22 protein-coding genes are annotated in these 25948 nt (G+C 34.0%); all 22 read right to left on the bottom strand.

Annotated features, from left to right (window positions below):
• Positions 1 to 5 precede the first annotated feature (5 nt).
• A complete protein-coding gene (locus V7S50_RS27495) occupies positions 6 to 941 on the bottom strand; it encodes a hypothetical protein (RefSeq protein ID WP_336376633.1) in 936 nt (311 codons plus the stop codon).
• Positions 942 to 1003: 62 nt separating this feature from the next.
• Positions 1004 to 1393: a hypothetical protein gene (locus tag V7S50_RS27490; protein ID WP_106080769.1), complete on the bottom strand. Its 390-nt coding sequence runs from the start codon at positions 1391 to 1393 to the stop codon at positions 1004 to 1006.
• A gap of 14 nt (positions 1394 to 1407) precedes the next feature.
• Positions 1408 to 7209, bottom strand: a complete 5802-nt coding sequence (locus V7S50_RS27485; RefSeq protein ID WP_336376634.1) for a hypothetical protein — start codon at positions 7207 to 7209, stop codon at positions 1408 to 1410.
• Between the two features lie 295 nt (positions 7210 to 7504).
• The gene (locus V7S50_RS27480) at positions 7505 to 11347 is read right to left on the bottom strand and encodes a hypothetical protein (RefSeq protein ID WP_336376635.1); all 3843 of its coding nucleotides are present in this window, start codon (positions 11345 to 11347) and stop codon (positions 7505 to 7507) included.
• Between the two features lie 21 nt (positions 11348 to 11368).
• Complete coding sequence (locus tag V7S50_RS27475; protein WP_336376636.1) at positions 11369 to 13105, bottom strand: hypothetical protein; 1737 nt, start codon at positions 13103 to 13105, stop codon at positions 11369 to 11371.
• Between the two features lie 15 nt (positions 13106 to 13120).
• On the bottom strand, positions 13121 to 14452 hold the full coding sequence (locus tag V7S50_RS27470; protein ID WP_336376637.1) for a hypothetical protein: 1332 nt from the start codon (positions 14450 to 14452) through the stop codon (positions 13121 to 13123).
• A 12-nt stretch (positions 14453 to 14464) separates the two neighbouring features.
• Entirely contained in the window at positions 14465 to 14842 is a 378-nt protein-coding gene (locus V7S50_RS27465) for a hypothetical protein (RefSeq protein ID WP_000006644.1), read from the bottom strand.
• Positions 14843 to 14855: 13 nt separating this feature from the next.
• Positions 14856 to 15230: a hypothetical protein gene (locus V7S50_RS27460; protein WP_000464270.1), complete on the bottom strand. Its 375-nt coding sequence runs from the start codon at positions 15228 to 15230 to the stop codon at positions 14856 to 14858.
• A 44-nt stretch (positions 15231 to 15274) separates the two neighbouring features.
• A complete protein-coding gene (locus V7S50_RS27455; RefSeq protein ID WP_336376638.1) occupies positions 15275 to 15658 on the bottom strand; it encodes a hypothetical protein in 384 nt (127 codons plus the stop codon).
• Between the two features lie 10 nt (positions 15659 to 15668).
• Positions 15669 to 17213 (bottom strand): hypothetical protein, encoded by a 1545-nt coding sequence (locus V7S50_RS27450; protein WP_336376639.1) that lies wholly within the window; start codon positions 17211 to 17213, stop codon positions 15669 to 15671.
• The gene (locus V7S50_RS27445; RefSeq protein WP_050845290.1) at positions 17210 to 17893 is read right to left on the bottom strand and encodes a hypothetical protein; all 684 of its coding nucleotides are present in this window, start codon (positions 17891 to 17893) and stop codon (positions 17210 to 17212) included. Before V7S50_RS27445 ends, V7S50_RS27450 begins: the two co-directional genes overlap by 4 nt.
• Positions 17890 to 20274 (bottom strand): phage tail protein, encoded by a 2385-nt coding sequence (locus V7S50_RS27440; RefSeq protein ID WP_336376640.1) that lies wholly within the window; start codon positions 20272 to 20274, stop codon positions 17890 to 17892. Before V7S50_RS27440 ends, V7S50_RS27445 begins: the two co-directional genes overlap by 4 nt.
• A gap of 30 nt (positions 20275 to 20304) precedes the next feature.
• Complete coding sequence (locus tag V7S50_RS27435; protein ID WP_396022993.1) at positions 20305 to 20709, bottom strand: hypothetical protein; 405 nt, start codon at positions 20707 to 20709, stop codon at positions 20305 to 20307.
• A complete protein-coding gene (locus V7S50_RS27430) occupies positions 20688 to 21185 on the bottom strand; it encodes a hypothetical protein (RefSeq protein ID WP_000210326.1) in 498 nt (165 codons plus the stop codon). Before V7S50_RS27430 ends, V7S50_RS27435 begins: the two co-directional genes overlap by 22 nt.
• A 42-nt stretch (positions 21186 to 21227) precedes the next feature.
• Positions 21228 to 21824, bottom strand: coding sequence for a hypothetical protein (locus tag V7S50_RS27425; RefSeq protein WP_016513545.1), 597 nt, complete (start codon positions 21822 to 21824; stop codon positions 21228 to 21230).
• Between the two features lie 12 nt (positions 21825 to 21836).
• Entirely contained in the window at positions 21837 to 22253 is a 417-nt protein-coding gene (locus V7S50_RS27420; RefSeq protein ID WP_000208341.1) for a hypothetical protein, read from the bottom strand.
• Positions 22250 to 22666, bottom strand: a complete 417-nt coding sequence (locus V7S50_RS27415) for an HK97 gp10 family phage protein (protein ID WP_336376667.1) — start codon at positions 22664 to 22666, stop codon at positions 22250 to 22252. Before V7S50_RS27415 ends, V7S50_RS27420 begins: the two co-directional genes overlap by 4 nt.
• 1 nt (position 22667) lies before the next feature.
• Positions 22668 to 22994, bottom strand: coding sequence for a hypothetical protein (locus V7S50_RS27410; protein WP_000392019.1), 327 nt, complete (start codon positions 22992 to 22994; stop codon positions 22668 to 22670).
• Between the two features lie 28 nt (positions 22995 to 23022).
• A complete protein-coding gene (locus V7S50_RS27405) occupies positions 23023 to 23556 on the bottom strand; it encodes a hypothetical protein (RefSeq protein WP_336376641.1) in 534 nt (177 codons plus the stop codon).
• 13 nt (positions 23557 to 23569) lie between these two features.
• Entirely contained in the window at positions 23570 to 23734 is a 165-nt protein-coding gene (locus V7S50_RS27400) for a YqbF domain-containing protein (protein WP_336376642.1), read from the bottom strand.
• 16 nt (positions 23735 to 23750) lie between these two features.
• Positions 23751 to 24731 carry a phage major capsid family protein gene (locus tag V7S50_RS27395; RefSeq protein ID WP_098230543.1) on the bottom strand — a complete coding sequence of 327 codons (981 nt, stop codon included), beginning with the start codon at positions 24729 to 24731 and terminating at the stop codon, positions 23751 to 23753.
• 20 nt (positions 24732 to 24751) lie between these two features.
• Positions 24752 to 25942 carry an XkdF-like putative serine protease domain-containing protein gene (locus V7S50_RS27390; RefSeq protein ID WP_133964323.1) on the bottom strand — a complete coding sequence of 397 codons (1191 nt, stop codon included), beginning with the start codon at positions 25940 to 25942 and terminating at the stop codon, positions 24752 to 24754.
• Positions 25943 to 25948: the final 6 nt, after the last annotated feature.

The raw sequence follows: 25948 nt of genomic DNA, 5'->3' as shown, positions 1-25948 counted from the left end.
TCACCTCATTCTACTCGAATTGCTACTGCTTGTGTAGGGAACGATGTATAGGTCTGATCAGCCGCTCCCAGTGTTGTATAGCGATATCTTTGAACTTCGCTATTAATCGTAATTTGAATAATATCACCATCAAGCATCCCACCCGGCGGTAATGCGTATACTCTCCCTAGCCGTGCACGCATTCCGATATTGTTACCATAACTAATAAATATTTCACTTAAACAAAACTTATTATCTAGGTTTGGTGACATTTGAGGTATTAAACTGTTTACAGAATGTGGTTGGCTTGTTAAAGTAGCTAATTCTGGTAGATTTTTCGGGTTGTCTACAACCCGAATACGCTTAGAACCAATCGTTGTCCCAGCATGACCACTATTAGCATAAATTCCACCTGAAAATGGTTTAGTGTAGTTTCGTTGAGCTTCCTCCACAAACGACTGTTCAGGAAAGCCAAAGTACATAATAGTATTTTCTTTTCCTGTATATTTAAATGGTAAAATAACAAAGATAACACAATCCTTATCTGCATAGTAATAATAATCAATATCCCAGTTTAACTCGTAACCTGCACGATTGTAGCTACTTCCATTTTGCCACGTATCATATCTCCGCCCTGGGAAGAATGCTAATGTATCCCATTGGTCTCCACTACGGAAACTTATAGAGTTGCTTGCAGGATCTTTGGTAACACAGCCTAATTTAAAAACTCCATCTGCATATGTTGTCTTTCGAATATCTGCAGCAGTTACGAAACCATCCTCCCAACATAAATTAATAGCAAAATGCCTGTTGCCATTTTTACCGTTTGTGTACAAAATGGGATATGAAGTTGGCGAATCTTCGTTATGGTATATCCAACCTGCATTTTTCATAATATTAATTAACGTTTCAAATAATTCAGATTTCTTGCAAGTTCCTTTTGTAAAAATAGCTTTTGTCATAAATTATCCTCCTCACTGTTTCTATTGATAACCCAAAACTACTTGTATATATAAAACTTACTTTATACTAACGTTGTTACTTTTAATACCACAGTATACAACGAAGGAACATTACTAAAATTTTCAATAAACAGGTGACAAGACTTTGTTTGATCTTTATCGTCACAAGGAATATTGATTATATCGTATGTTCTTTTTTCTTTAATACTGCTGTACTGAATTTGCCCATCTTTTTGTTTATCAAAAATTGTACACTCATAATCATTATTTGCTGTATTTTCAATAAAGATTGTCCTAAGTTCATACTTGTTTATACCTAATTCAATAGGTATATACTTCTTTTCATTACTATTAATCTCAACCTTTACTTTTTTTTCGATAAGCTTTGGAAAAATATTTTCTGTTTGTTCTTCTTGCTTGTAATATCGATTTACGACCATTGATGTTCCCATCTCTTCACCTCCAACTACTCATGTTCAAGATGTATTTGAAATTGTAATGGAGCAAGGCCAACATAATCTGTTCCTTTTGTTACTTTTAACCAAAACTTTATTGTTTTTTCTGGATTTACATAAGGAATATTGATACTATCTTGATATTGACCTGGTTTACCATTACTGTCTAACGCAAGATCCGCCCATGACCATCCAAATTTATCTTCATATTGAGCAATACTTAAATTCACATTATTCGCTCGTGCAACTGAAGGATTCACAAGTTCTAGCATAATTTCTGATTTCCCTGATATCATATCTGGCAATCGAGTTTGTGCTAGTGTTGAAAGCTCCTCACCTGAAAATTTAATTTCTAAATTAGATCCGAATCCATATACATCTCCACCATAAAATGTAGTCTTAATAACACCCAATTCTTTACCTTCTACATTTTTCAAAATAACTTTACCTGCAAATTCTAGTGACGGGAGAGTAATTTGAATACCAGTGTTATACCCTGTATTTCCATTGAAAATAATTCCCCCAAATTCATCTTCCATCTGGACACTTATATTCGGCGCTATATTAGCAATTGTTAACTTTCTTCCTCTTGTAGCAATAATGGAATCAATATCAAGATTTATAAATTTTGAATTCGATCCTTTTTTTAATACAACACCAAACTTACTACAGTTCATTCTATCTGAGTCGCAAAAATTAAAACCTTCGCCATAATCAGAAAAAAACGTCCAATCTTCATTATCTTTGCACGCCATCCACTTCAATTCAGTTGTTTCTCGAGTACCATCTTCTGTTTCTAAGAACTCGATATTCTCCTCACCGTTTTTCCAAACGATAATACCGCCTTTGTCATCTTCATGGGTTGGCGTATAATCAGCAGATACTTCAAATGCGAATTCTTTCTCATTTGGAAGATCTGCAAGTAATAATGTGTCACGCGAAACATTGTGTAGCATTCTAAAATATCCTTTTCGATCAATTAAAGAATAGCTACCGACAGGAGATGCAATCCATCTGGAATCGAACGTATCAAAATCATCCTTAAAGATTAAACCACTTCTTATTTGATATGGTTTTAATTTCTCATCAGGTAGTTTTAATAGTGTTGCACCTTCTTCTAAGTCAATAGCATCGATACTGATGTATTTCCCTGACAACTCAATAACGTGAATCATATCTTCAAGATTTTTCTTTTCATATGCTAGTGTTTGGTATTGCATATCTTCTCCTGAAAGTTTAAGGATTTCCTTTTGTCCATCGATTTTCAATTCAATGTCTTCCGGATAAGATGGACTTGTCATACTAATTAATCGGAACCTAGTACCCTTGAATAAAAATCTAGCTGATATGGTGCTATCGTTATTGTCTTCCTTACTCTTCCAATGATGAGTATTATTGTAGCAACTAACATCAGCTTCAGTTGTTTTCCAGAAACCGTTGTATTCAATATTCTTGTGAGTATCGTCAAAACGTACCCAACCAGGTTCCGGCTCAACTAACTGGTCACCTAATCTAGCAAGTAAGTATCCGTCAGCGTCAATGTCAATGGAATCTAATGACATAGCTTTACCAATCACTTTTACAGTATGCTTGCCACGGTCTAAACCTATTTTCTCGTAACGTATGACTTGGTTACCTGAAGGACTATTGTAAATCATAGTTTCTTCTTTACCATCAATAAGTATTTTAGAAGTTGCATCGTAACCACTGTCGCCATAAGCTAGAAGTCTAAGTTTAGTACCTACGAACTCAAATTCGAAACTCGTGTCAAGTTTCTTGTCGAGATTGTAATGAGTTGTCTTGTTGTAGTGCTTATCATTACCCGTGGTTAGTTTCCAGTTACCGATATAACGAATTAATGGATCGGTATCATCAATTCGTTTCCAACCTTTTTCAGGTTCAGTTAACACATCTCCTACTGTATTAATCTTGATAAGACTTCCTGTATCATCAATGTCTAATGCATCAAAACGATAGTCATAAGATGCCGCACCGGGTTGGCTTGTTACAACCGATACCTTCACTTCATGCTCCTTATCCTCTAAACCTAGCTTTTCATATTTTAAGACTTGGTTAGTATCTTTTGGTGCATTAGCATTAAAGAATTCAAGAGGTAGGTCGTCAATTCTTACCGATATTTTATCCGAGTAAAATTCTGTAGTAGAACAACCAACAATCAATCTAAATTTAGTACCCTTGAATTTAAATCGGAAACTTGAATTCTTACCTTTATGAGCACTTGTACTCTTTCCACCGTAAGCACCTGAGTACGCAACATTCTTAGCCCAGTTAGCATCATACAAGATTTCAGATGCGTTGTCGTCATAACGTTTCCAACCGTCTTCAGGTGCTAATAATTGGTCACCCACTTTAGCAGTTGGTTTTACCATCGAATCATCTGAATCAATATCGATAGCATCTAAGTTCATAAAAATTCCGTCTAATTTAACTGAGTGATCTCCTAACGGTAGGTTAAGCTTCTCGTAAACAATAGCTTGATTTTTAGGCTGAGTAGCTGAAAAATTAATTGTTTCTATTTTTCCATCAATAGTTATAGTAGCATTAGAATCATAGTCTTTTGCTAATATGCCTATAATTCTTAATTTAGTACCGTAGAAATTAAAACGTATTGATGCTGGGTCTGTACCGATAGTTTTATATTTGTAATGAAGTGTTGAATTGTAGTAATCATCACCTTTATATAATGCCCATATTCCATCATACTTAATATTAGTATCTGCATCATCAATTCGCTTCCATCCAGGTTCTGGTTCAAGTAAAATGTCACCCACTTTAGCAGGTGATTTTACAGTGTCACCTGATTTAATATCAAACGCATCAAATCCCAATCCTTTTGTAATATCAGAATTATAAATCTTGACAGTATGCTTCTTATTTTCAAGATTTATCATCTCATAAACTAATGTGCTCCCTTGAAGGTATTCACCTACAATTGGATAATCTTCAGAAAATGTAGCTTTAACTCCATCTATCTCAATAGAAATATTATTAGAATAACCTCTATACACGATACCAAGAACTCTGAAACCTGTTCCTGTAAATTCTAAATTTACTGTACCTTCGTTTGATGCATAGTGATAGTCATTCATATAGCATTTTCGTATACCATTATCATCCGTATTGCGAATGAACTTAGTGTAGGTAATTGAAGGATCTGAATTATTGAGGCGATTCCAGCCTGCTTCAGGTTGAAGTAGAATGTCACCTACTGTAACTGGTGGTTTTCCAATTGAACCATTTGAATCTATGTCGAAGGCGTCAACAATATTTTCCTGTGCTTCGATTTTAACAACATGGTTTCCAGGTGATAAATTTAGTTTTTCGTATAAGAGAACTTGACGGTCGTTTCGGTTAGGGTTATTTATTGTGTATGTTTCAGCTATACCATCAATAGTGATAGTTACAGGACCTTTATAGTATTGAGAACTGCTCACAACTGCACCTATTACTCTAAGTTTAGTCCCTGTAAATGAAAATTCACACACAGCGAGTCCCGAACCAACTGATGCATTTTTGTATTTCATTGTATCATTATAGTAACCGGTATTAGCAGAATCCGAACCTTGCCATAGTCCAGTGTACTTGATATTGCTATCAGTATCATCTATTCGTTCCCAACCTGCTTCGGGTTGAGTTAACTTGTCCCCTACTTTAGCAGTTGGTTTGAATATATCAAATGCATCAAAACCAAAGCCTTTTGTAGTATCACCATTATGAATTGTAACAGTATGCTTCTTATTCTCAAGATTTAACTTCTCATAAACTAACATGCTACCTTGCAGGTATTCGGGTACGATTAGATAATCTTCAGAAAAGGTATCTTTAACTCCATCTATGTCAATAACAATGTTGTTAGAATAATTTGAATATGCAAGACCTAGAACTCGTAAACCCGTACCAGTAAATTCAAAAGTTACTGTTCCACTGTCCTTAGAGTAAATATGGTCGTTCATATAACAGTTACGTAAACCATTAGATGGGTCGGTTCCTGTTATAAAACCAACGGCATTAATTGAGGCATCTGAATTGTTGATACGATTCCAACCACTTTCTGGTTGAAGTAACTGCTTTGGTTGATTTTTTACAATATCTCCACCGAGAATATCAAATGCGTCCATATTCATTTTTGTACCACTTAATTTAATCTTATGGACACCATCATTCAATCCAGTCTTTTCAAAAAGTAATACCACGTATTTAGCCGCCGACAGATTACCGTTAGCTTGAGCATACTTCCCGACAGCTACACCATCAATTTCAACAGATACATCAGTCCAGGCACTAACATTGTTATACAGGGTAGATACTATTCGAATACCAGTCCCTTTGAAAGAGAATTGTAATGAACCAGGACTGTCAACAGTTCTAAAGTAATTTGTCTTGTTATAGTAGCTAGGAGATCTGTCACCAGTTCCTAGATTCCAACTTTCTCCTTTGTAAGAAATAAGAGGATTGGCATCATCAACTCGAGTCCAGCCTGTTTCGGGTTGAAGTAACTGGTCTCCTACTTTAGCAGAAGGTTTAACCATTGAACCAGTTGCATCAATGTCAATAGCATCAAGAGTCAATGGCTTATTGTCAGGTACTGTAATAATGACACTATGCTCCTTATTTGATAAACCTTGTTTATCGTATACCAATATCCCACTTACTGCCTTATCAGTAATAGATACATCTTGTTGCGAATACGTTTCAGTGACACCATCAATTTTTATTGAAACCGCATCATATAACGTTGTATACTTTGATGCAATGATTCTAAGTTTAGTACCCGTAAACTTAAATTCAATACTTTTTGGTCCTTCTTTTGGATAAGTGTGGAAAGTATCCATATAGTGACCCTGTTCTGTGATATTAAGAGAAAGCCACTCGTTGCCTACATACTTAATATTTGCATTTGAATCATCAATTCGTTTCCAACCATCTTCAGGTTGAAGCAGAATGTCACCTACTTTAGCAGTTTTCACTAATTCTCCATCAAGAATGTCAATAGCATCCATTATAATTCCTTCAGGACCCTCAAGCTTAACTGAATGAACTTCATTTTTTAGACCTTCTTTATTGTAAAGTAGAACTTTCCAGTTATCTAAACCTAGTACTGGATTGTACGATTCTTTGACACCGTCGATCGTTACATCTACAGGACCATAACCTAGATTAACACTTTTAGAAACAAGTCTGACACCGGTACCTTTAAACGAAAATTCTACAACTGCATTTTGAGTAGAGAATACCGCGGTACTACTATAGTATCTATCATCAGTGAATCTATTCCAAGCACCATCACCATACTTAATTAATGAATCAGCATCATCGAAACGATTCCAACCAGGATCAGGTTTATCTAATATCTCCCCTACTTTTTTGGGTGTAAATACATAACCGTCAGAATCGATATCAATTGCATCAAGATTTAAGTATGTACCTAGAATCGTTACTGTATGCGGCCCTTTATTAAGATTTGTTTTCTCATATATAACAGCTTGCCTTGTTCCCTCCCATGCATCGTAATCTAATCTCTCTGTATTGCCATCAATAACGATTGTTGCATATCTATCATAACCACCATTATTAACAAGTCCAATAAGCCGAAGTTTAGTACCTACGAAAGAAAATTTAATCTGTACTGAGTTTGATGGTTGACTAGAACTTTTATAGTGGAATGTTTTCAAATAATTATCAGAGTATTTAGAGTATCCACTAAACCAATTTTCTCCTTCAAAGATAATATTCCTATCGCTATCATCAATACGCTGCCACCCTGGTTCGGGCTGAGTTAATACTCTCACCATCATATCACCTCTCCATTTTTATCTTAAAATAATTTCAATTGCTCCATCAGTAGCAATTACTATGCCCTAACTATTTGTATTAACAGCTTGATGGATCAATAAATTTAAATATTTCATGCATAACAGAAAGGAACTAATTTACTTACTAAAAGACATTTAAAATACAATTGAACTGCTTAAGCTTTTACTTTTACAACAGCTCTAGCAGTTCAATTTTAAAAATTACATAATGCCATAAAATACAAATATTCGATATCATATACTTAAATAAAAACTAATCTAGCACTCTACTTTATTATCTCGTTTTCTTCCAATTCCAATTATTCCACCAAGATTCCCGGCTATGTTTTAACCATATTTTTGGTTCTTCTTCGATTAATATATCGCTTTCCTCAAATTCAACCGGTTCTTCTGCCTGATAGATATTTTCTAATTTAAACGTATCATTTTCAACAAGTATACTTTCGTTGTCTAAAATGCGATTAAATTGTTCTATTTCATCTATATTTGTATGAACGAGATTTCTTCTATTCACTGGGGTTGATTGGATCTCTATACTAGATAATTCTCTTACATTTTCAAACATACCGTATGTATTTATGGATGCTTTATGAGTTGATTTTCTTTCCCATTCATATAGCTCATGAATATTTGAAGCCTCTTCAATTGACTTCCGATGCATATCCTTCAATTCTAAAATATTCATCATTATATTTCGTACTGTACGTTCTACTTCTTCATTCTTCACTACATTTGTATTAAATTCTCTTAAATCTTTATGAAATTGATCCATGACTACTATATTTGCCTCTGCCTCTTTCATAAGCTTTTCCATTGGGGCAGATGTAATATTCTTTACATACCAGTTTCGATCATTCATTGCGGTTTCATATTGTTCAATACTAATCTGTAACTCTCTGTCAATAATCTTAAAATTCTCTTTATCGATCATTTTTGCAGCTAATTCTTTTACAACTTTTACATTATCTATCGTTGCTACAGTCGCATTAACTTCTTGCAAGACATTACCAAACTGATAGAATGAACTAATTTCTGCTCTTGTTTCATTTTCTTTATTCATTATTTCATACGTATCTATATTTGTTTGTAATTCTCTTTGGATTCTTGCAAACAAATCATAATCTGGTAAGTAAACTGTAATTCCTAATCCTTCAAATAGATCAAACTCTTCATACGATGCTTCTAGTTCTTTTTCTAATACAAAAGTATCACTTTCAACAAGTATACTTTCGCTGTCTACTGTTCGGCTGGATTGTTCTATGTCACCAATAGTAGTATTAAAAGTATTGTACTTATTTGTTAAAGTTGTACGGATTTCTTCACTAGCTAGTTCTCTTTCAGACTCACTTACATGATATTCATGTATTGATGCTTTATTATCTAATTTTCTTTGCCATTGGTCTGTTTCAAAAATATTTGACTCGTACTCATTATTAATTTGTTGCATATCATCAAAATGCTTAATTTTCATTATGAGTTGTTTCGTAAGTCGTTCTAATTCTTCATCCTTAATTACATTTGTATTACGTTCTTTTAGTATTCTCTCTAATTGATCAGTAGCGATTATATGTGTATCTATTTCTGGCACTCGCTTTGTCATCGGATCAGATATAATACTTTCTGCACACCAATTCCTATCATTCGTTGCAGTTTCATATTGTTCAATACTAGTTTGTAACTCTTTCTCAATATGTCCTATATCAGTACTATCAATTATATTAGTTGCTACTTCTTTCACTAGATTACCAATCGAATCAACCGTATTAATTTCTGCTTCTATATTATTTTCTCTATTTGCTATTTCAGCTGTCTCAATATTCGTTAGTAATTCCCTTTGAATCCTTGCGAATAAATCATACTCCGGTAAGTAAACTGAAGTTCCTATTAAATCAAAAAGATCAAATTCTTCGTAACGAGAATCCTGTTCTTTTACGCGTCTATTAACAAGGTCATATCCTTCTTCATTATGTGCTATCAATTGTTCTTGCTTTGTAAACTCTACAGGGCTAATACATTCTGATTCATTATCGACTCTAACTCTTTCACTTGTTATTGGTTCATTACTTGCTTCACTTATAAACAATCGATCATACAATACAGAATCCGCTACTTTATCATCCTCCACTAACAACTCATGAAGGTCACGCTTTGCTAATTCATACGCATTTGTAAATGGAGTTTCTATTTCACATAGAATCCGATTCATGGAAGATATATCTGCTTGAGCAGTATGATACTGTCCATTTACTCGATTGAAATGTTCATATCCATATATTCCTATATCTTCTTGCTCACCTATAACTCGATTAGAAAGTTCATAAGAAGGTACATTCACTTCCATTTGTAATACTTTTCTATCAATAGCAGCTACATCGAAAAAGACTCCCTCTTTCTCTTGCATGCTTCTATCTGCTAGATCCGTATCACGAACATTACCATATACTGAACGTATGTCTCTTTTAGCTGAATTAACTGTTATTTGTTTCGCTTGTAGTTCTCTCTGTACACGAGCAAATAAATCATAGTCTGGCATATAAACTGGGATTCCTAAACTATTAAAAAGATCAAATTCCTCATAAAATCCGGTCAATTTTTTGATTTGTCTACTAGCAAATTCATAGTTATCTTGAATAGTCCCCAATAATTGTTTATGTATTAGGTCCATTTCCTCATGGTGTATATAGTCAGTCCATACATGTTTCGTTTTCTTATTAACTTGTTCGTCTTCAGCTAATTTTACTTCTACTTCTTTTGTGAGCACATCACTCTGTATCATTTCTGGAAGATTATAATCCATGTACAAATGATTCTGACTTGATACCATCAATGATTCTACTAAATTTACCTCATTAGAATGGTACTGTCTTTCTAATAACTCATATTCACTTATGAATTTACTTTCATATTCATGCGTTATATGATTCATGTCATTCATTTCTATGTGAGATGAATCATATTCTATTAATAGTTTTTGAGCGTTATTATATACATGGCCACCATATGTATATATGTCTTGCATTATGCGGTCCGCAAATGACACATCATATTCATTAGTTTGAAGTTCCAACTTTTTACGCTCTAAATCTTCTATATTAATAAATTTTCCATCTATCTTCAGCGCTTTTCTATTTACAAATTCAAAATAATTCATTTCACCATTTCGCTGAATGGCATTTCTATTCGCTGTATTGTAATTTATATTACGAGTCTGTATTTCTCTTTGTTTACGAGCAAACAAATCATAATCTGGCATATAAACCGGAATTCCTGTATCAGTAAATAAATCAAATTCCTCATAAGAAGTAGTTACTTCTCTTGGCAAGTTATTATAAAGCTCAAAATCACTTATATCTTGTACAGGTAATTCTTTTTGGCTAATCTCTACATGATCCACATTTCTAACTACAGTACTACATATTTCTTTTTCTCTTCTTTCAGTCAATATTGTTTCATAAAATCCTTCGCCATATAAAATACGTGCAACCTGTACCCATCGTGGTATTTCATCTACATTGATTGCAAATTCTCGTAATTTCTGTTTTACTCTCTCTTGCTCAATTGGGAGCATATTACCTGCTTTATATATCTTATGATCTGTACTAGACATTTCTGTTACATCTGCATACTTTGTATCTAATCTGCTTCCATTGTTCCCTTCCATATGTTCCATATCAAAAGTTCGGTCATGTTGCATTGCTTTCTGATAGTAATGAACATCTGCAAGAATTTCTTTAAGCGGTTTAGAATCCTGTATGCTTAACAGTTCCATGTTGATACTCCGCATTAGGTTTGCAATATCCACTTTAGCAATATTAGCAGTCACCTCAACTTGCCTTATTGCCTCTACAACAAGGTCTGTTAATATACCTTTTCCCTTTACTATTTTGGTTGCAAATACCCCAGCATCTTCTTCCTTAACAGCTTTGAATCTTGAATATGGTGGCAAACTGACTGGAAAATTATTCGCATTTTTTACAAAAGGATTTAAAACAGAAAGCGAGAGACTATATGTTTTCTTCATTGTTGATCCCAAAGGAATCGAAACAACATGACTCTTCTTTTTCGTACATAAAGAAGGGGAAGCAATAGAATAAATTTTCTCACTCACTCTCTGCATTCCCCCTTATATGATTAATGATTAAATATCTTGTTTATAAATAGCTAGACCAATCGGATTAAATGGCGTTGCTTTCGCTTGTGTCATCGGGGAGACTGCGGTAGTCGGCAACGTATAACGATATAATTGTGCAAATTCATAACTTGCTGTAATCTCTACCCCATTAATTGGGATTTCTTTAAACGTCACTGTTTTATCATCTTCATTTAAAACAAAGTCAGTATTAGGAACTAGAGTACATGCATTGAACAACTTAAGTGTTCCTGCTTTTGGTTTATGCTCTAAATGAAAAACTTTTCTCATTCCATTTCCTTTTCCTAAAGATTCACTTGTAACTTCCTTTTCAATTTCCAATTCATCGGCTTGTTGAATATTTTTTGGGTGAACAGCATAAACATCATCTAATTTCCCAACATATCCATCATTAGGATGAACGATATAAATCTGTGACAGATGATATTTCCCACTATAGACAGATGGATTAAATCGACCTTGTCCACTATCAATATCCATATCGTGCGTAATAAATGATAAATAATGTTTTTGATACATTGCACCTGTGTATGATTGAGCTAATAATACAGAATCATTTCCATTACCTGTATTTTCTCCGTAGTCTAAATTTGCATTTCCAATTTTTTTATTAGGCGCATAATTATATTGATCTCCGTTACGACAACCACCAATAATTACAGTGTTTTTACGCGGTGCATTATCAAATGTGTACATTCTTCCAATATATAATGGTACAAATAATGCTCGAACAGGACTTGGTGTTGGATCTACACGCATAAACATAACAATACGGTCTTTGTTTCCATTTCCATACATATAAACGACAGAATCACGTTTCCAATCTTTTGTAAAACGAGCATCTGGTGTAAAACTAATTGGTGTATAAGGCGAAGGGTTTACAAAATTAACTGTAGAATATACTTCAGCCATAATACTTTCCATTTTTTGCACGTCAAATGATGTCTTTGCTACTAAAGTATCTAACGTTCCGTCTGCCTTTGGTGCTAAAAAATACACTCCAGAAAATTTAATGTTCTCGGAACTTTTTGGGGCAGTTTGAAATTCAATTGCTGTATCTGAAATTGTATATTCCCCCGGATCGACCATCTGATTATTTCTATAAACCATAAAACGACTTTCATCAAAATTTGAAAACGGCAAATTAAATGATTTTTTTGAACCGGTACCGTTTCCTAAATCACTTTCAGCATCTGATAACTTTACTTCCTTCTCAATAAAATATTGGTTAAACGTAAAGAAAATCATATCATTATTTGGTTCGTATGCATCATTTGTTAATCGATACTCACAGGTGATTTTATCCCCTTTTGCAATCGCTTGATTAAAAATAACTTTCCCCGCTTTAGCATCAACTTTATATTTATCCTTTTCTAGTAAAATGCTATTTACATACACTAATAAAGAACTTTCAACTACAGGAAATGTCGGAATTTGAAATTCCTTTTTCACTCCATCTCCCATGCCTAGCTTTCCTAATGGAGAATCCACAGGAATAAATCTACCATCTGTAAAATCAGAATCGCTCGTATCATAAGCATTTGCCACTCCAAATCTGCGCCATTCTCCATCGCTACCTAACGATTCAAATAATCGAACATCAATAAATTTATTAATACCACTTCTAATTTTAAAGTATAACTTTCGACTCCATCCTCGCTCTGTAATCATTTTCTCTAATTCAACCGGTAATGTTTGTAAATAAGCCACTTTATCAAACCACATGTTTTTCTCTCCCCTTTACATTGACTTCTCATAAATTCCTAATCCAGCTGGACGATATGGTGTCGCTGGTCTTTTTGTAATTGGCGAAATCGCATCAACATTATAAAAACGATAAATATCAAATGTATCTGGACAAGTATTTTTTCGCACTTTTAATTTATCCCCATTCAATAATCCTAAAGGAGATAGTAAAACCATATGAGGTAAGAAACCTCGCACACCTTCATCTGGATGAACAATATAAGCACGAGATGTATGAACTCGACCACTATATACCGAAGGATTAAATTGATACTTGTATTCATCATTATCATGAGACTGCCAAGCTAGTGGATATTGACCACCATTTACTCCTTTTCTATCAGGCGGCATCTCATTCGGAGCAACATTCCAAGCAATATAATGCGCTTGATATCTAGCCCCTAATCGCGAACGCTTAATAATAACGTTATCAATACCATTACCCGGTGATTTAGGATACGTTTTTAAAATTGGCAAACTATCATTCACATTTCTATATGGTTTCTTATCATTAAAATCAAATGCATGTGAGCTATTTTCTGTACCTGTATCAAATGCTGTCCCAGCCCAAAGTGCGTCACCAATTTGATCATCTTTCGCATAGCTTTCAATTTTGCCCATGTATAAAGGTGTAACCGGAACTACATTATTTTCAAATGCAGGTGTATTATCTGCTTGAATTAATAAAACTACACGATCCTTATCTACTTGGCCAGTCACTCTAACTAACGAATCAGGCCACCAATTTGTTTTTACATCAACCCCTTCTAAATTCGGGTTACGTAATGTAATTTTTACAAACGGTGACATCATAACATCCGTATTAGCACTGGTATAATCTATACTTGGATTTCCATTCTTCATAAGAATATCCGTTTTACTCACTTCTACATCTATTAAAATTTTTGTGAAAGAATCATAAGCTACTGCTGTCGCTGTCCCATCTTTAAATGCAGGATCTTTTTCAATCATATAAACATAAAAACAGGAACGATCAAGATTTTTACTATATCTTAATTTTGCATCCTTAATAAATTCCGCTTTATCCTCTTCCGTATTAAATTTATACGAAAGATCCTTTTTAGCAATATCCCAAGATGCGATTTGGACTAATCCATACATAGCCCCTTCTGCATTTTTAATAATCGTATGTTCCGCAATTCCAAACCGGTATAATGTTTCATTCATACCAGAATTCTTTAAAATTTCTAATGGATAACCTGCTTTTTGAAACCTTTTAACCTTTGTCCATCCGTTACTAGTTGCTACATTTACAAGATCGTCTAAGAAACTTCCCTCTTGAAATACCTTTTCAATAAACGCCACTTTACTTCACTCCTAATCTTTTAAAAATTGATAATTAAGCCAAATAGCTTTTTTCTCTAAAGATTTATTTATATATTCAAAACGGATAATCGCTTTCGCAGGAATTTGTTTAACAACAGAAAAATTAAATCCTTCGGGAACATCTTTCATATAAATTTCATCTGCTATTTTTTCATTATTAATATATAAATTCCAATAGTCATTATCGTTATATTTTGATGCACCAATAGAAAATGCAATCATCTCCATATCAACTGGTGCTATAAATTCATTATGATGAATATTTTCATAAACACCTATTCTTCTTCCTTTTATAAAAGGAATCGTTTTGGTTGGAAAGTATGGAGCATCTAATCGGCCACCCGCCATATAATTTACAGCAAAACTCATAATCTCCCTCCAATTACTTCAAAAACTGTAAAGCAATCCATACTTGCTTATTATTAATTCCTTGGTTATGAAATTTAAAAATAATTTTATCTCCAGCCTTTAATTGCATATAGGACATAAGACTTATACCTTCTGGTATTTTTTTTGTATAAATATCCTCACAGACAATACCGTCATTTACAATAAGCGACCATTTATCATCGATTTCATACATAGAACTACTCACGCTAATGGCATAAAACTCCATGTCAATTGGTAATACGTATTCCATCTTATCTTCTGTCCATGCTTTAGAATCCATTATAAAACCTTTCATATACGGAAAAGTTTTCGTTGGATAAAATGGCGCATCTAATCGACCACCAGCTATATAAGTTGTTTCAAACAAAGGTAATCACCCTTTTTATTGTATTAAAAAATCCCCATGCATCATTACGACACATCGGGAATTGGTAAATCAGATAACATACCGCTACCTTTATTAATAAGCCTTGGTTGTACTCGATCTAATTGTTTGTTGGCGTTATAAATTAGTTGCATCTCCATCTTTTTACCTGTTATTTTATGGGATATAAGGACCTTTTCAAGTAGTGCTTGTCCATTAAAAACCAAATCGTAGTGCAGATATTTATCTCCATCAACTGCCGATAAACGAGCACCATCACGAACCAGTGTATACCCTTCGGTCATAGCCTCTTTAAAAACATCATTTGGATCGTTACCAGGCATCGGTTTTCCACCGCTGTAAAATTCTCTATCAATTAATCCTTTCATTAAATACATAATAGGATCATATAAGTTCTTTTGCATTATCATAGAATCACCCCTAATTTACCCTTGTAACAGACCAAGTTTTTGCTGGCCTTTGGGTATAATAGTGATCTTTATCTTGATTTACTCGAGGAAATGATAAATCTGGTAAGGAACCATAATCGAACAAGATATTATTCTTGGTATCTAGTACTTGCAAACGGCCTGTAAGAATCCCTTTAGGATTTCGAACCGCTTCAAATACAATGATATTTACTCCATATTCAAGCGAAATATCAACGTATGTAGGATTGTTCCGAATAAAATAATTTTCTTCGACTAATTTATTGTTACAATAAATATTTAATAAATCTCCATCCTCTACATCCCAATCCCAAAGCTTTAATCTTAATGTATCAACATTTACTGTGATTCCTGCTATATCTGTATATGGGGTAGGTTCATACCCATAGTTAACAGATAAATCTAAAGTTTGATAGAATCCATCATCAGCAGAAATCATTGTGTTAATTCCTTTAACAAAGTAGTTCCATTGTTGCCCAGAATCCCTATTATAGACGGAAACCACATCAAACAATTGAATTCGCGGATCCCCTATCACAGCAACTGTTAATGTTCTGAACTTTTGAATCGCTTTTAAATGATAAGCTGCAGCAACTGCCCTTCTTGCAAAGAATGTTGTTGCCCAAGGTACTTCTATCATTTCCTCTCGCAAATCCCCTAAAGAGACATTTTTAAGTAAGAATGAATTAATAAAACCATTGGCATAATCTCCACATTTAATAACAATACTGTTACTAATGTCCTGATCTGTTAATTGCATATCTAAAGAGATAAGGTTTTCGCCTTCTCTAAAACTAAACTTTGCAGGCTCATTAATTGCATAGTCTGGCATTTTCATAAATGTACAACTTCCATCTGGTTCATGTTTAATGTAGTGGAATGTTGTATCTATAATATCCCGTACAATTTCATCCCACTTTTGAAACCTCTTTCCAGTTGCCCCTTCAACAATCCAGCTTTGATTTGTACCGGGAATATTTACCCTACTACCGTGTAATGTAACTCCTGCTTTTTCAAGGAAGAATTTCACTACATCATACACATTTCCAGTCGGTGCAACAATTTCATCTGATCCGGGCGTTGGAATTACTGATTTTTGTAGAACCTTTTTATAAGATGTTGTGCAGGTAACTGATATTGTGCCGCTTTCGGCATTCACCTTTACGTCAGATACAAAACCATGTATATACGGTAAAGCTTCTTCACCATAACCGATAGAAACCTTAAATTCAGTCTGCGGATATAGTTGGTTTGTGTTTGTTACTTCACTGTTGTAAAACCATTCTTGAATGGAAGAAAACTTACCATACCAGTTATCAGGTGCCATTTGCCCATATTCATTAGCAAAGGTAACAGAAAATGTACTTGCGAACTGATCTGCGTTCTCCTGCACTTCCAGGCTCACTACACGATGTTGTATTTGTACATAAGAAGAAGATTCTCTTTTTTTCATATAAACAATTAAATTAGGAGCATTATTCCCCACTTGGAAATAGCTCCCCAACATTCTGATTAAAGAAATAGATCCTTCTCTCACATTCCATCAACTCCAATACCTGCTTGTGACATAGATATTAATTTACACTTTGCTATTACTAGCGTTCCTTTACGTATTGCATCAACTTCATTAGGCGGTATTATACCACCATAGGTACCGTAATCACCTGTAATAATATGAGGGCGATATATTTCCCCCATGAACTCACGCCAATGACTGATATCATTGAATAAAGCAGTAAATTCTACTTCACATCCTTTATTACCAGTACTTTGGTAACGAGGATATCCATGCATAACATTGTAATTTTTTAATCCGTTTAAGGATTTAGGCATTTTCGTTTGTTCAATCATTGCAATTGTAGGTATAGGTCCATATGCATGATAATAAACATCACGCAAATAGGCTACGTCAGAAGAACCGTAACCGCTTGTTGTAAATTCAATTGTTTGTGGCCCTGCACCAACAAAAATTTCTCTTGCTTCCCAGGCATAAGCACCTCTTGCTCTAAATTTTTCAATACCATTTACTCGAACAATAAAGTATTTATCTGGTAACATACCATCAGAACCGATAGGAACTTGGGACATAAAAGAAAAATTATATGTCCCAGGCCATGAAAAATTAATAGTATATTTAATTGTACTTTTTAATTCTGTAGCATCCCATAAGAGATGATATGAACCGGCTCTTCTATGCAATGTTTTTAATATACTCATACATTCCGCACCGCCATTCCCATTAGATCGTCAGCAACTACATTTTGTAGTAATTTTCTCATTTTCACAAAATCCTCTGCGGTTTGCAATTTTTCAACAGCAACTTTGAATGTAGCATTTTGAATTGTAACACCTTTATCTGTTTTCTTTTCAACAGAAGATTGTCCAGCAAATGGATGTGCAGCTTTTCCAATCATATCAGCAGAATGTGCCCCCATTTGTCCAATTCGGGTAGATACATCCGTTACTAGTTGCATCGGTTTCGGTGGAACAACCGCTTTATTTAACAATCCAGAAGCCTTGTCCACAGCCGGGATCATTTTTTCCATCCCTACACCAAGACCTTCTGTAATATATCCGCCGTACTCCATCATTAGACGAGAAGGAGATTTTATACCAAAGAAACTTTTAACTGCTTTTGGTATTCCGTCTACAACGCCTTTAGCTTTATCAACAACCCAGCCAGCCATAGATGTCATACCTTTACCAATACCAGCAATAATATCTTTCCCCCAGCTTACAGCGTCGTTTGCTATCCCCTTAACTATAGAACCAACTTTACCGAATACATCCTTTACTGTATCAACAATGCCGTCAAACGCTCCGACGATAGCTTTTTTAATTGCTGCAAAGTTACTTACTATGAAATCTTTAATAGCACCAACAACACTAAATATTGTGTTTTTTATCTTATTAAAGTTATCCACCACAAAGTTAACAAATGTCCGAACAGCAACTATTATTGTTTCTTTAATAAAATTCCATGCGGTTACAATAATAGACTTTACGATATCCATTACAGTCGTAATTGTGTTTTTTATAAAATGAAATGCTGTAACCACAAAATTCTTTATAGTCTCTAATACAGTTATAAAAACTGTTTTTATTACATTCCAAATCGTAGAAATAACCGTCTTTATTCCATTCATTACAGTTGTAATTATGCTATGAATTGCTTGAAACACACTACTTACAACTGATTTTAAGAAGTTTAATACAGTCGTAAAAATTGCCTTTATTCCATTCCACACTGTAGAAATGACGGTTTTTATCCCATTCATCACAGTCGTAATTATGCTGCGAATTGCTTGAAATGCACCACTTATAAATGTTTTCAAAAAGTTTAGCACCGTCGTAAAAACTGTTTTTATAATATCCCAGCCAGTTTTAAAAATATTTTGCCATGTTTTAATAGCAGTAGAAATATAGCTTTTAATAAATTCTAAAGCAAACTTAACAACACTTTTTATTACGTTTAGCACTGTATTAAATATCGTTTTTATTAAATTCCAACCAATTTCAAATGTCTTTTTCCATATGTTGATATACATTGTAATTACAGTAGTAATTATTTTCCATGCCCCGCTAAGTATTTTATCTATAAACGATACCGCAGATTGGAATACTTTTTTTGTTCCTTCCCAAAAACTTGAGAAAAACTTTGACAAGCTATCCCATACTGACTTCGCAACTTTAACGATAGCATCCCAGGCTTTAGAACAAATATCACTGATCCATTGCACTGCCTGCTTTGTATATTTCACAATTGAATCCCAATTTTTATACAGCACATATACTAAAGCAACCATTGCAATTATCGCAAAACCCCATGGGCTTAATACTAATGAAAACATTGATTTTCCAAGACCAGTCAATATCTGTGCGAACTCACTAAAAACTTTAATTAGTTTTAAGGCATCTTTAATAATTGCCGTAATTGCACCCGGTATTTGCATTAATGTTTTAACTATATTTACAAGGCCACCAATGATTTCACTCGCCTTAGATATAAGACTAGAAACAGATTTGATTAACTCAACCGTTTGCTTCAACGATGGTATTACTATATTAGAAATCTTCACGACTTGTTGAGCGATAGGTTGAATAGTTCCAGCCAAACTCTTTGCATCTTTTTCAGTTAACCCCAGCATATCCTGTAGTTTTTTTTGAGAACCTTCCACATCGTTAGCAAATTGTAAAGCTTTGCTATTGACTTGTTCTATAGGTTTTGTAACTTTATTTGAAATAGTGTCACCAAACGTTTGCATTTGCTTACTAATATTCCCAAGAGAATCTGCTGATTTTTGGATTTTTTCTTGCATTGTATTAGAGGCTTTTTGCACTCTCTCTTCAAACTTTTCTACACCTTTATATGCCTGATCCGCTTTGTTACCAATCTTCCCAAAAACATTGGTCGCCCCGTTACCAAATTTTTGAATTTGGCCATTTATTTGATTAAGTACTTCTGCTGGTTTTTGAAATTTTTCTTGTATGTTCTTAGAAGCCTTTTGTAAACTTTCCTCAAACTTTGCTAAATCCTTATAAGCTTCATCTGCTTTAATTCCAATTGTACCAAACAACTGGAATACTTCTGTAAACATTCACTCCCCCCTTTCTAACTAGGAAGTTTTTTATTCCTGATCGTCTTCAAACTGAAACTCTGCAATCAGCTTATTTGCATGGTCGATACATTCCTCTTTGGACCAAACTTCCATAGTCTCATTTACTTCCTTATCCGACGTAGATTCCGTAAGTCCAAAAGCTTGCAAATAATCATGAAAAGTTGTTCCTTCTTCTAATTGCCTTGTTTGAAATCCGATAAAGGCCATCTTTTTCCATTCATTTAATTCTTCTTGCTGCTCTTCCTGACTAATAAAAGAAAATAAGTCCATTAAACGAGAATACGGTATGGATAAGACATAATCATCTGTCCATCCATACCGTTTTTGGACTTTATCAAAAGCCCTTAGCATATTTTGCTCTGTTTCTTCTATGTATTTATTAGAGTCATTTTCTACATTTCTTGTTTGTTCCACTTGAGACTTTGAGATTTGATTAGACCCTTGACCTGATTGAAAAAAGACATTAAATCTTCACTTTCTAATAATCCTTCAATAACTGCTACCATAGCTTCTGGTGGTAACTGATCGAATTCTTCACGCTTAATCTGTAATAGACTAGAGAAAAATTCCGAAAACTCATCTTCACATTCCGGAATCATAGACAATAATTGAAAGACAAACTCTAAACCCTTTTCTTTTTTTTGTTTTTCAATTTCATTTAACTGTTCTTGTTGCTCTTCATTCATTTGGGCCAATTGAATTTTTTCATCAATTTCATTCTTTTCTTTCCCAAACTCCATAAAATCAGTCATTGCATGACGACCAACTTTAGAAATAATCTTAGTAAAACGCCAAACATCTTTTACATTTAAACGTCTCATCTTCATCTTCTGACCTGAAATTGTAATTTCTGTACTATTATGCATCATTTTTTCTAGCATTGTTGTCATATTCAATATCTCCTTTTATAACCTAAAAATAAAACCTACAACTTATTTACTTGTTGTAGGTAATTTAGGTGCTTTTTTCTTTGGTAAATAAATTTCATAAGGGGGTGTATTAGGCGAACTTTCGCTATAATGACCAATAAATTTGCATTTAAGTCCTACAGTTCCTTTACCATCTTTTAAATCAATTTCTACAGAAGAAACAACCATTGCATTTCGGATAACAAAAATAACCGGAATATCACTTCCTGAAACTACACCTACTATTGCAATATCATTATAACTTGCGTCTTTAATTTCATTGGATGGTTTTACAATGTTATAATCATTATCAGTCGTACTATCTACATCTACGCCTGGTAGAGCTAACTCTAAATTCTCTTTCGTAAATTCTACTAGTGTAACCTCCATATGTGGTTCATCTTTTAATAGCCATTTTCCGCGAACTAGTTTTCCTAAAACACCATCAATATCAGCATCATAGTATTCTCTAGTAAACCCCACTTTACAGCCACCTGTAGTAGCTCCTAACATCTCACCTAGGTCTTTTACACTTTTAAAACCTTTATACATTACACCTGGTCCAATAACAAAATTATCAGTTGTACCCTCACGTACACCATTAATAAGCTTCCAACTCATTTTTTTCCCTCCTTAATATAATTCCATTCTTCCTACCCGTACAAGAAACTTAATACTAATATGAATAATTGATGGATCTTCATCCGGAACTGCAACACTGCCTGCTCGATGAATTGTAATAATACCAGAATCTCTTAACAATCCCGCTTCTCTGTCTAACAAATGTTCTATTCGCCTTGAAATTACATCCGCTTTTTCATAATCACCTTGGCCACAATATATATCAAAAGTGAGGATCATCCGATCAATTACCTCTATATCATCCGGATTATTAGATTCAATTCTCATTACCGCATAAGGCATTTTCATATCTTTTTGTGCAGTTTGAAATGTAAGAGCGGGCTCTCCTTCATATTTCGATAGATTACTTTGCACAATTGTATCTTTCTCAATAATATTTCTAATTGTTGCAATCGCTTTTGTCGTCATTGTTCTCCTCCCAATGTCCTTTTTAATTCCCCACGCTCTTTTTCAAACGTTTTTAAGAAAAAAGGTCGGGCTTCTACAGTACTTGTACCATTTTCGACATACACTGCTCTTTTTAATTCACTTCCAATCGTTCCTACTACTTCGGTATCTGTAATATGTAAGCCATATTTAATGGAATTTTGTAATTCTCCCGTTCTAGAAGCAAATGTCTCTCCTGGTTTTGAAGCAATATATGTGCGACTCGATCGTGGAATTTTATACTTCACACCATTGTGACTACCTGATACTGTTTGTTTCATTTCTCGTTGCAGTTGATTGCAAGCACTTATAATTCTTTCTACCATTATTTTATTAAGTTGTTCTTTAACCTGTTCTACATTACGTGTAACCATGAATTCCGATGTATTCGTCATTTTATTCCAACAACTCACAATACAATTCAATATGGTGATTTAAAAATGATGGATTTCTCGGTTCTCCTCTTACCTCAAATACATAATCATGAAAATAGATTACATCATTTGTATGGATGTTGTGTTCTGCAGAAGTATAAATTTTAAAATTCGGCTCAAAATTTTGTTTATTTCTTTTTAACCTTTCATTATCTACCGCTGTGTGTGTCGTTACACGACACTTCATTCTTTCATAAATAATGACAGGCTCTTCTTTAAAATTTCCTGCCGGCTGCTTTACCTTTTGATTCCTTTTCACAGTTACTTCATGTATATATAATTCTTCCATATCTAATGTTCACAGCCTATTCTTTCATTCATAATGCTATTAAAGGGTTTCTACTTCGGTATTTTTTTAATACTTTTAAAACCTTTTTATTAACAGTTTCCTCATCTAGCGATTCGATATTTATTTCATATGAATAATCTCCGATATTTGCTGATTTTTTCATATTTTCATATTGTAGATTTGTTCGAATTACCGCATAACACGTCATATCGATGATGCATTTTTTCATTAAAGTCAAAAGCCCATCATAATCTTGTATGGTATACTCAAATTCATATAATTGATTCTCACTTAAACCATATACAGTGCAACCATCAGAAAAAACTGAACTGGTAACTTCTTCTCCAGAACCAATATGGATTACCTTGATCAAATTTTCTGCTCGAAAAGAAAGCCAAGCCAATTTACTTGTTCTAACTTTCTCTTTCATTGGGTTACTTGGCTTACTTCTCAAATAGTTTTTAGTAATCAATTCATATTGACTAATGAGCTCCTGGATTACCGTATCGGGCATTCGTTGAACATTTACCCTGTTCTTTATGTCCTGTACAGTAATTTCCATCCTTCCACCTCTTTTACTTCTCTTTCTTTTTAACCTCTATACTATCTATTAACTTAAAATGTCCTGTACTCAGTAAATAGTTTGCTTTCTCATTTGCAACCTTTTCCTTCACTCCGTTAAAAAAAGTATAGCCATATGCAGTATATGTACCGCCTAATTTAAATTCTATAATCTTCATATGCAAATTACCTTACTTAATTTCCAAATTTATCAGGTATATTAGTAAGAATTGCTACTGCGTCCATTTCTTGAATAACTGCATCATCATCCAAATGAATAACATAGAATCGCTTATCTTCCATAACAGCAGATTTACCTTCTACAGTCTTACGAACTCGCGTGTCATACGTATTTACCGCAATAAAGTTTTTAGGATCTGCAAAAATAATTACATCATCTTGAATAGAAGGAACTGTGACAATCTCATACCCCAACGGCTTATTAACTTGATCCCCTGTACCTAATAACGCAGCATCTCCTAAGCCAGTTGAACGAGTTGTTAAATATTCAATCCACTTCTCTCTACGAGCAGGTGACATAATCCACTTTAAACCTTCATTTTTATATTTATTAGGCATCGCCTTAGATAAATTAAAGATTGAGTCTTTACTAAACCCGGCGCTAGCTTCAGCATCTCCCGTTCCCGTCACTAATTTAAAATGATCGACAATATGAGATTTACTTGATTGTTTAATTTGTTTTAACCAGCCATCATTAATTTGAAGAAATGGGTCCTCTGAAGTTACATCCCCATTCCAATGCAGGTCTTCAAGGTCAATACCTAACTGAGTTGACATTAATGTCATAACAGTATCTTCATATCCTTCACCTTCGATATTTTCTCGAAGTAGCTCCTCCGTAATCTCCCATGGTAAACGAATAGAAACTGTATCATATTCAACTTTCGACGTTTCTACACCCGCTCGATAGCCATCATCACTATTTTCCACTTTCCTACGTAAAATTCGACCACCGATTGCAATTTTATCTAATTCACCTTTTTTCGCTTTACGAATCTCTTTGCGATGCAATTGAGAAAATGGAGTTGCATCAAATACCATTCGGAAAAATTCTTTACTTTGTTCCGGATATAATAGCCCCGCTTTCATTCCTCCTGTTGTCATTGTACTCTTTTCAATTCGTTCAATACGTGCTAATAATTCTTTATTATTCATAGATTCATTTCTCCTTATCTTTATAGATCTAATCCTACCCATTTATTTACTGGTTTTCTCATCTCGTTTGTTGGTTTGGCATCAGCCCCAAGACTTTTACGAACTTGTGCTGATCGCTCAATTACTTCAAGTCTCTTTGAAATGGGGTCTATTACCTTCTGAATAAATTCACTTGTCTTTTTAGATTCTCTGTCATTTTCTAATTCATTAGTATCATGAGTTGATTCAAGTTCTTTATTTAACTGTTCTTCCAACTCCTGTAATCTCTCAAGAAAAGGACCCATTTCTCTCTTTACAATGTCTGCAATCTCATCTGAATTTTGATCTGCGTTTTTTTGTAACTTATTTTCTTTAATTTGGTTCATCAAAGAAATCATTTCATCAAATTTTTTATCATTTTTCTTATATAAGATTTTGCCTACTTCATTTATGGAATTAATAGTAATATCTTCCGGCGAGAAATCTGTATCACCACCCTTCATTGTATTTAAAATGTCCTTCATTTCATCTAAAGTGGAAACCATCCGCTTAATATCTACATTTCCCTCCCAAATCCCAACATAAAATACATCTTCAAACAAATTAAATACATTTTGCATCTTAGAATTTTGTTTACTATTTACTGACTGATTATCCATCTCCTGAGTTTGTTCCTCGTCATAATGTGACTTAAAAAAATTAAACATCTTACGAATTACACCTTTCTCATCTTGTGTAAACTCATCCATTTGTGGCATCTCCATTCTTTCTCCAACCCCTCCCATCGAAAAGCCTGTAATTTTCCCTTTTTTGATCTCTTTCCATGTTTCACTATCGTCTACTCGAACAGTCATAAGCCATGTTCCCTTTTTAATATTTTGTTTTCCAACAACCGTATTATTTTTAGAAATCCAGCTTTCTACTACTGTTCCTTTTCCTGCCAACTCGTCATGGTTTTTATCTATATATCTATATTTCTCCAAAAAATTATAAGCTGCTCTTTCAATTTCTTCAGCCGTCATGATATCACCATGTGCATCTTCTATATTTGGTTCATAAACAACCCCTGTTACAAGTTGTTTTTCATCTTCCCTCTTTAAAATAGGGACATTTTTCAAAACGTTAGAGCCATTCATGTTCATACCCTTCATAATTGCAAATGGCCTACCATTAGCCCCCTTTGTTACTAATGAAACATAACTAATTTCTACATTTTTCAATTCATTTGGCATAATATA

Source organism: Bacillus sp. CCNWLW194, assembly GCF_037120585.1.
Lineage (GTDB): Bacteria > Bacillota > Bacilli > Bacillales > Bacillaceae_G > Bacillus_A > Bacillus_A basilensis.
The sequence above is the reverse complement of the archived record's forward strand: the minus strand, read 5'-3'. Positions and strand labels throughout refer to the sequence as shown.

Bases quoted from the DNA above. Each gene is read 5' to 3' on its own strand.
- V7S50_RS27475 (WP_336376636.1), bottom strand. From the start codon at position 13,105: ATGTGGTTTGATAAAGTGGCTTATTTACAAACATTACCGGTTGAATTA.
- V7S50_RS27415 (WP_336376667.1), bottom strand. From the start codon at position 22,666: ATGACGAATACATCGGAATTCATGGTTACACGTAATGTAGAACAGGTT.
- V7S50_RS27480 (WP_336376635.1), bottom strand. From the start codon at position 11,347: ATGCAGAGAGTGAGTGAGAAAATTTATTCTATTGCTTCCCCTTCTTTA.
- V7S50_RS27410 (WP_000392019.1), bottom strand. From the start codon at position 22,994: ATGGAAGAATTATATATACATGAAGTAACTGTGAAAAGGAATCAAAAG.
- V7S50_RS27495 (WP_336376633.1), bottom strand. From the start codon at position 941: ATGACAAAAGCTATTTTTACAAAAGGAACTTGCAAGAAATCTGAATTA.
- V7S50_RS27390 (WP_133964323.1), bottom strand. From the start codon at position 25,942: ATGCCAAATGAATTGAAAAATGTAGAAATTAGTTATGTTTCATTAGTA.
- V7S50_RS27490 (WP_106080769.1), bottom strand. From the start codon at position 1,393: ATGGGAACATCAATGGTCGTAAATCGATATTACAAGCAAGAAGAACAA.
- V7S50_RS27455 (WP_336376638.1), bottom strand. From the start codon at position 15,658: ATGATAATGCAAAAGAACTTATATGATCCTATTATGTATTTAATGAAA.
- V7S50_RS27430 (WP_000210326.1), bottom strand. From the start codon at position 21,185: ATGACAACAATGCTAGAAAAAATGATGCATAATAGTACAGAAATTACA.
- V7S50_RS27395 (WP_098230543.1), bottom strand. From the start codon at position 24,731: ATGAATAATAAAGAATTATTAGCACGTATTGAACGAATTGAAAAGAGT.
- V7S50_RS27400 (WP_336376642.1), bottom strand. From the start codon at position 23,734: ATGAAGATTATAGAATTTAAATTAGGCGGTACATATACTGCATATGGC.
- V7S50_RS27465 (WP_000006644.1), bottom strand. From the start codon at position 14,842: ATGAGTTTTGCTGTAAATTATATGGCGGGTGGCCGATTAGATGCTCCA.
- V7S50_RS27420 (WP_000208341.1), bottom strand. From the start codon at position 22,253: ATGACGACAAAAGCGATTGCAACAATTAGAAATATTATTGAGAAAGAT.
- V7S50_RS27445 (WP_050845290.1), bottom strand. From the start codon at position 17,893: ATGAGTATATTAAAAACATTGCATAGAAGAGCCGGTTCATATCATCTC.
- V7S50_RS27485 (WP_336376634.1), bottom strand. From the start codon at position 7,209: ATGGTGAGAGTATTAACTCAGCCCGAACCAGGGTGGCAGCGTATTGAT.
- V7S50_RS27425 (WP_016513545.1), bottom strand. From the start codon at position 21,824: ATGAGTTGGAAGCTTATTAATGGTGTACGTGAGGGTACAACTGATAAT.
- V7S50_RS27405 (WP_336376641.1), bottom strand. From the start codon at position 23,556: ATGGAAATTACTGTACAGGACATAAAGAACAGGGTAAATGTTCAACGA.
- V7S50_RS27440 (WP_336376640.1), bottom strand. From the start codon at position 20,274: ATGTTTACAGAAGTATTCCAGTTGTTTGGTACAATTGGAATTAAAGCA.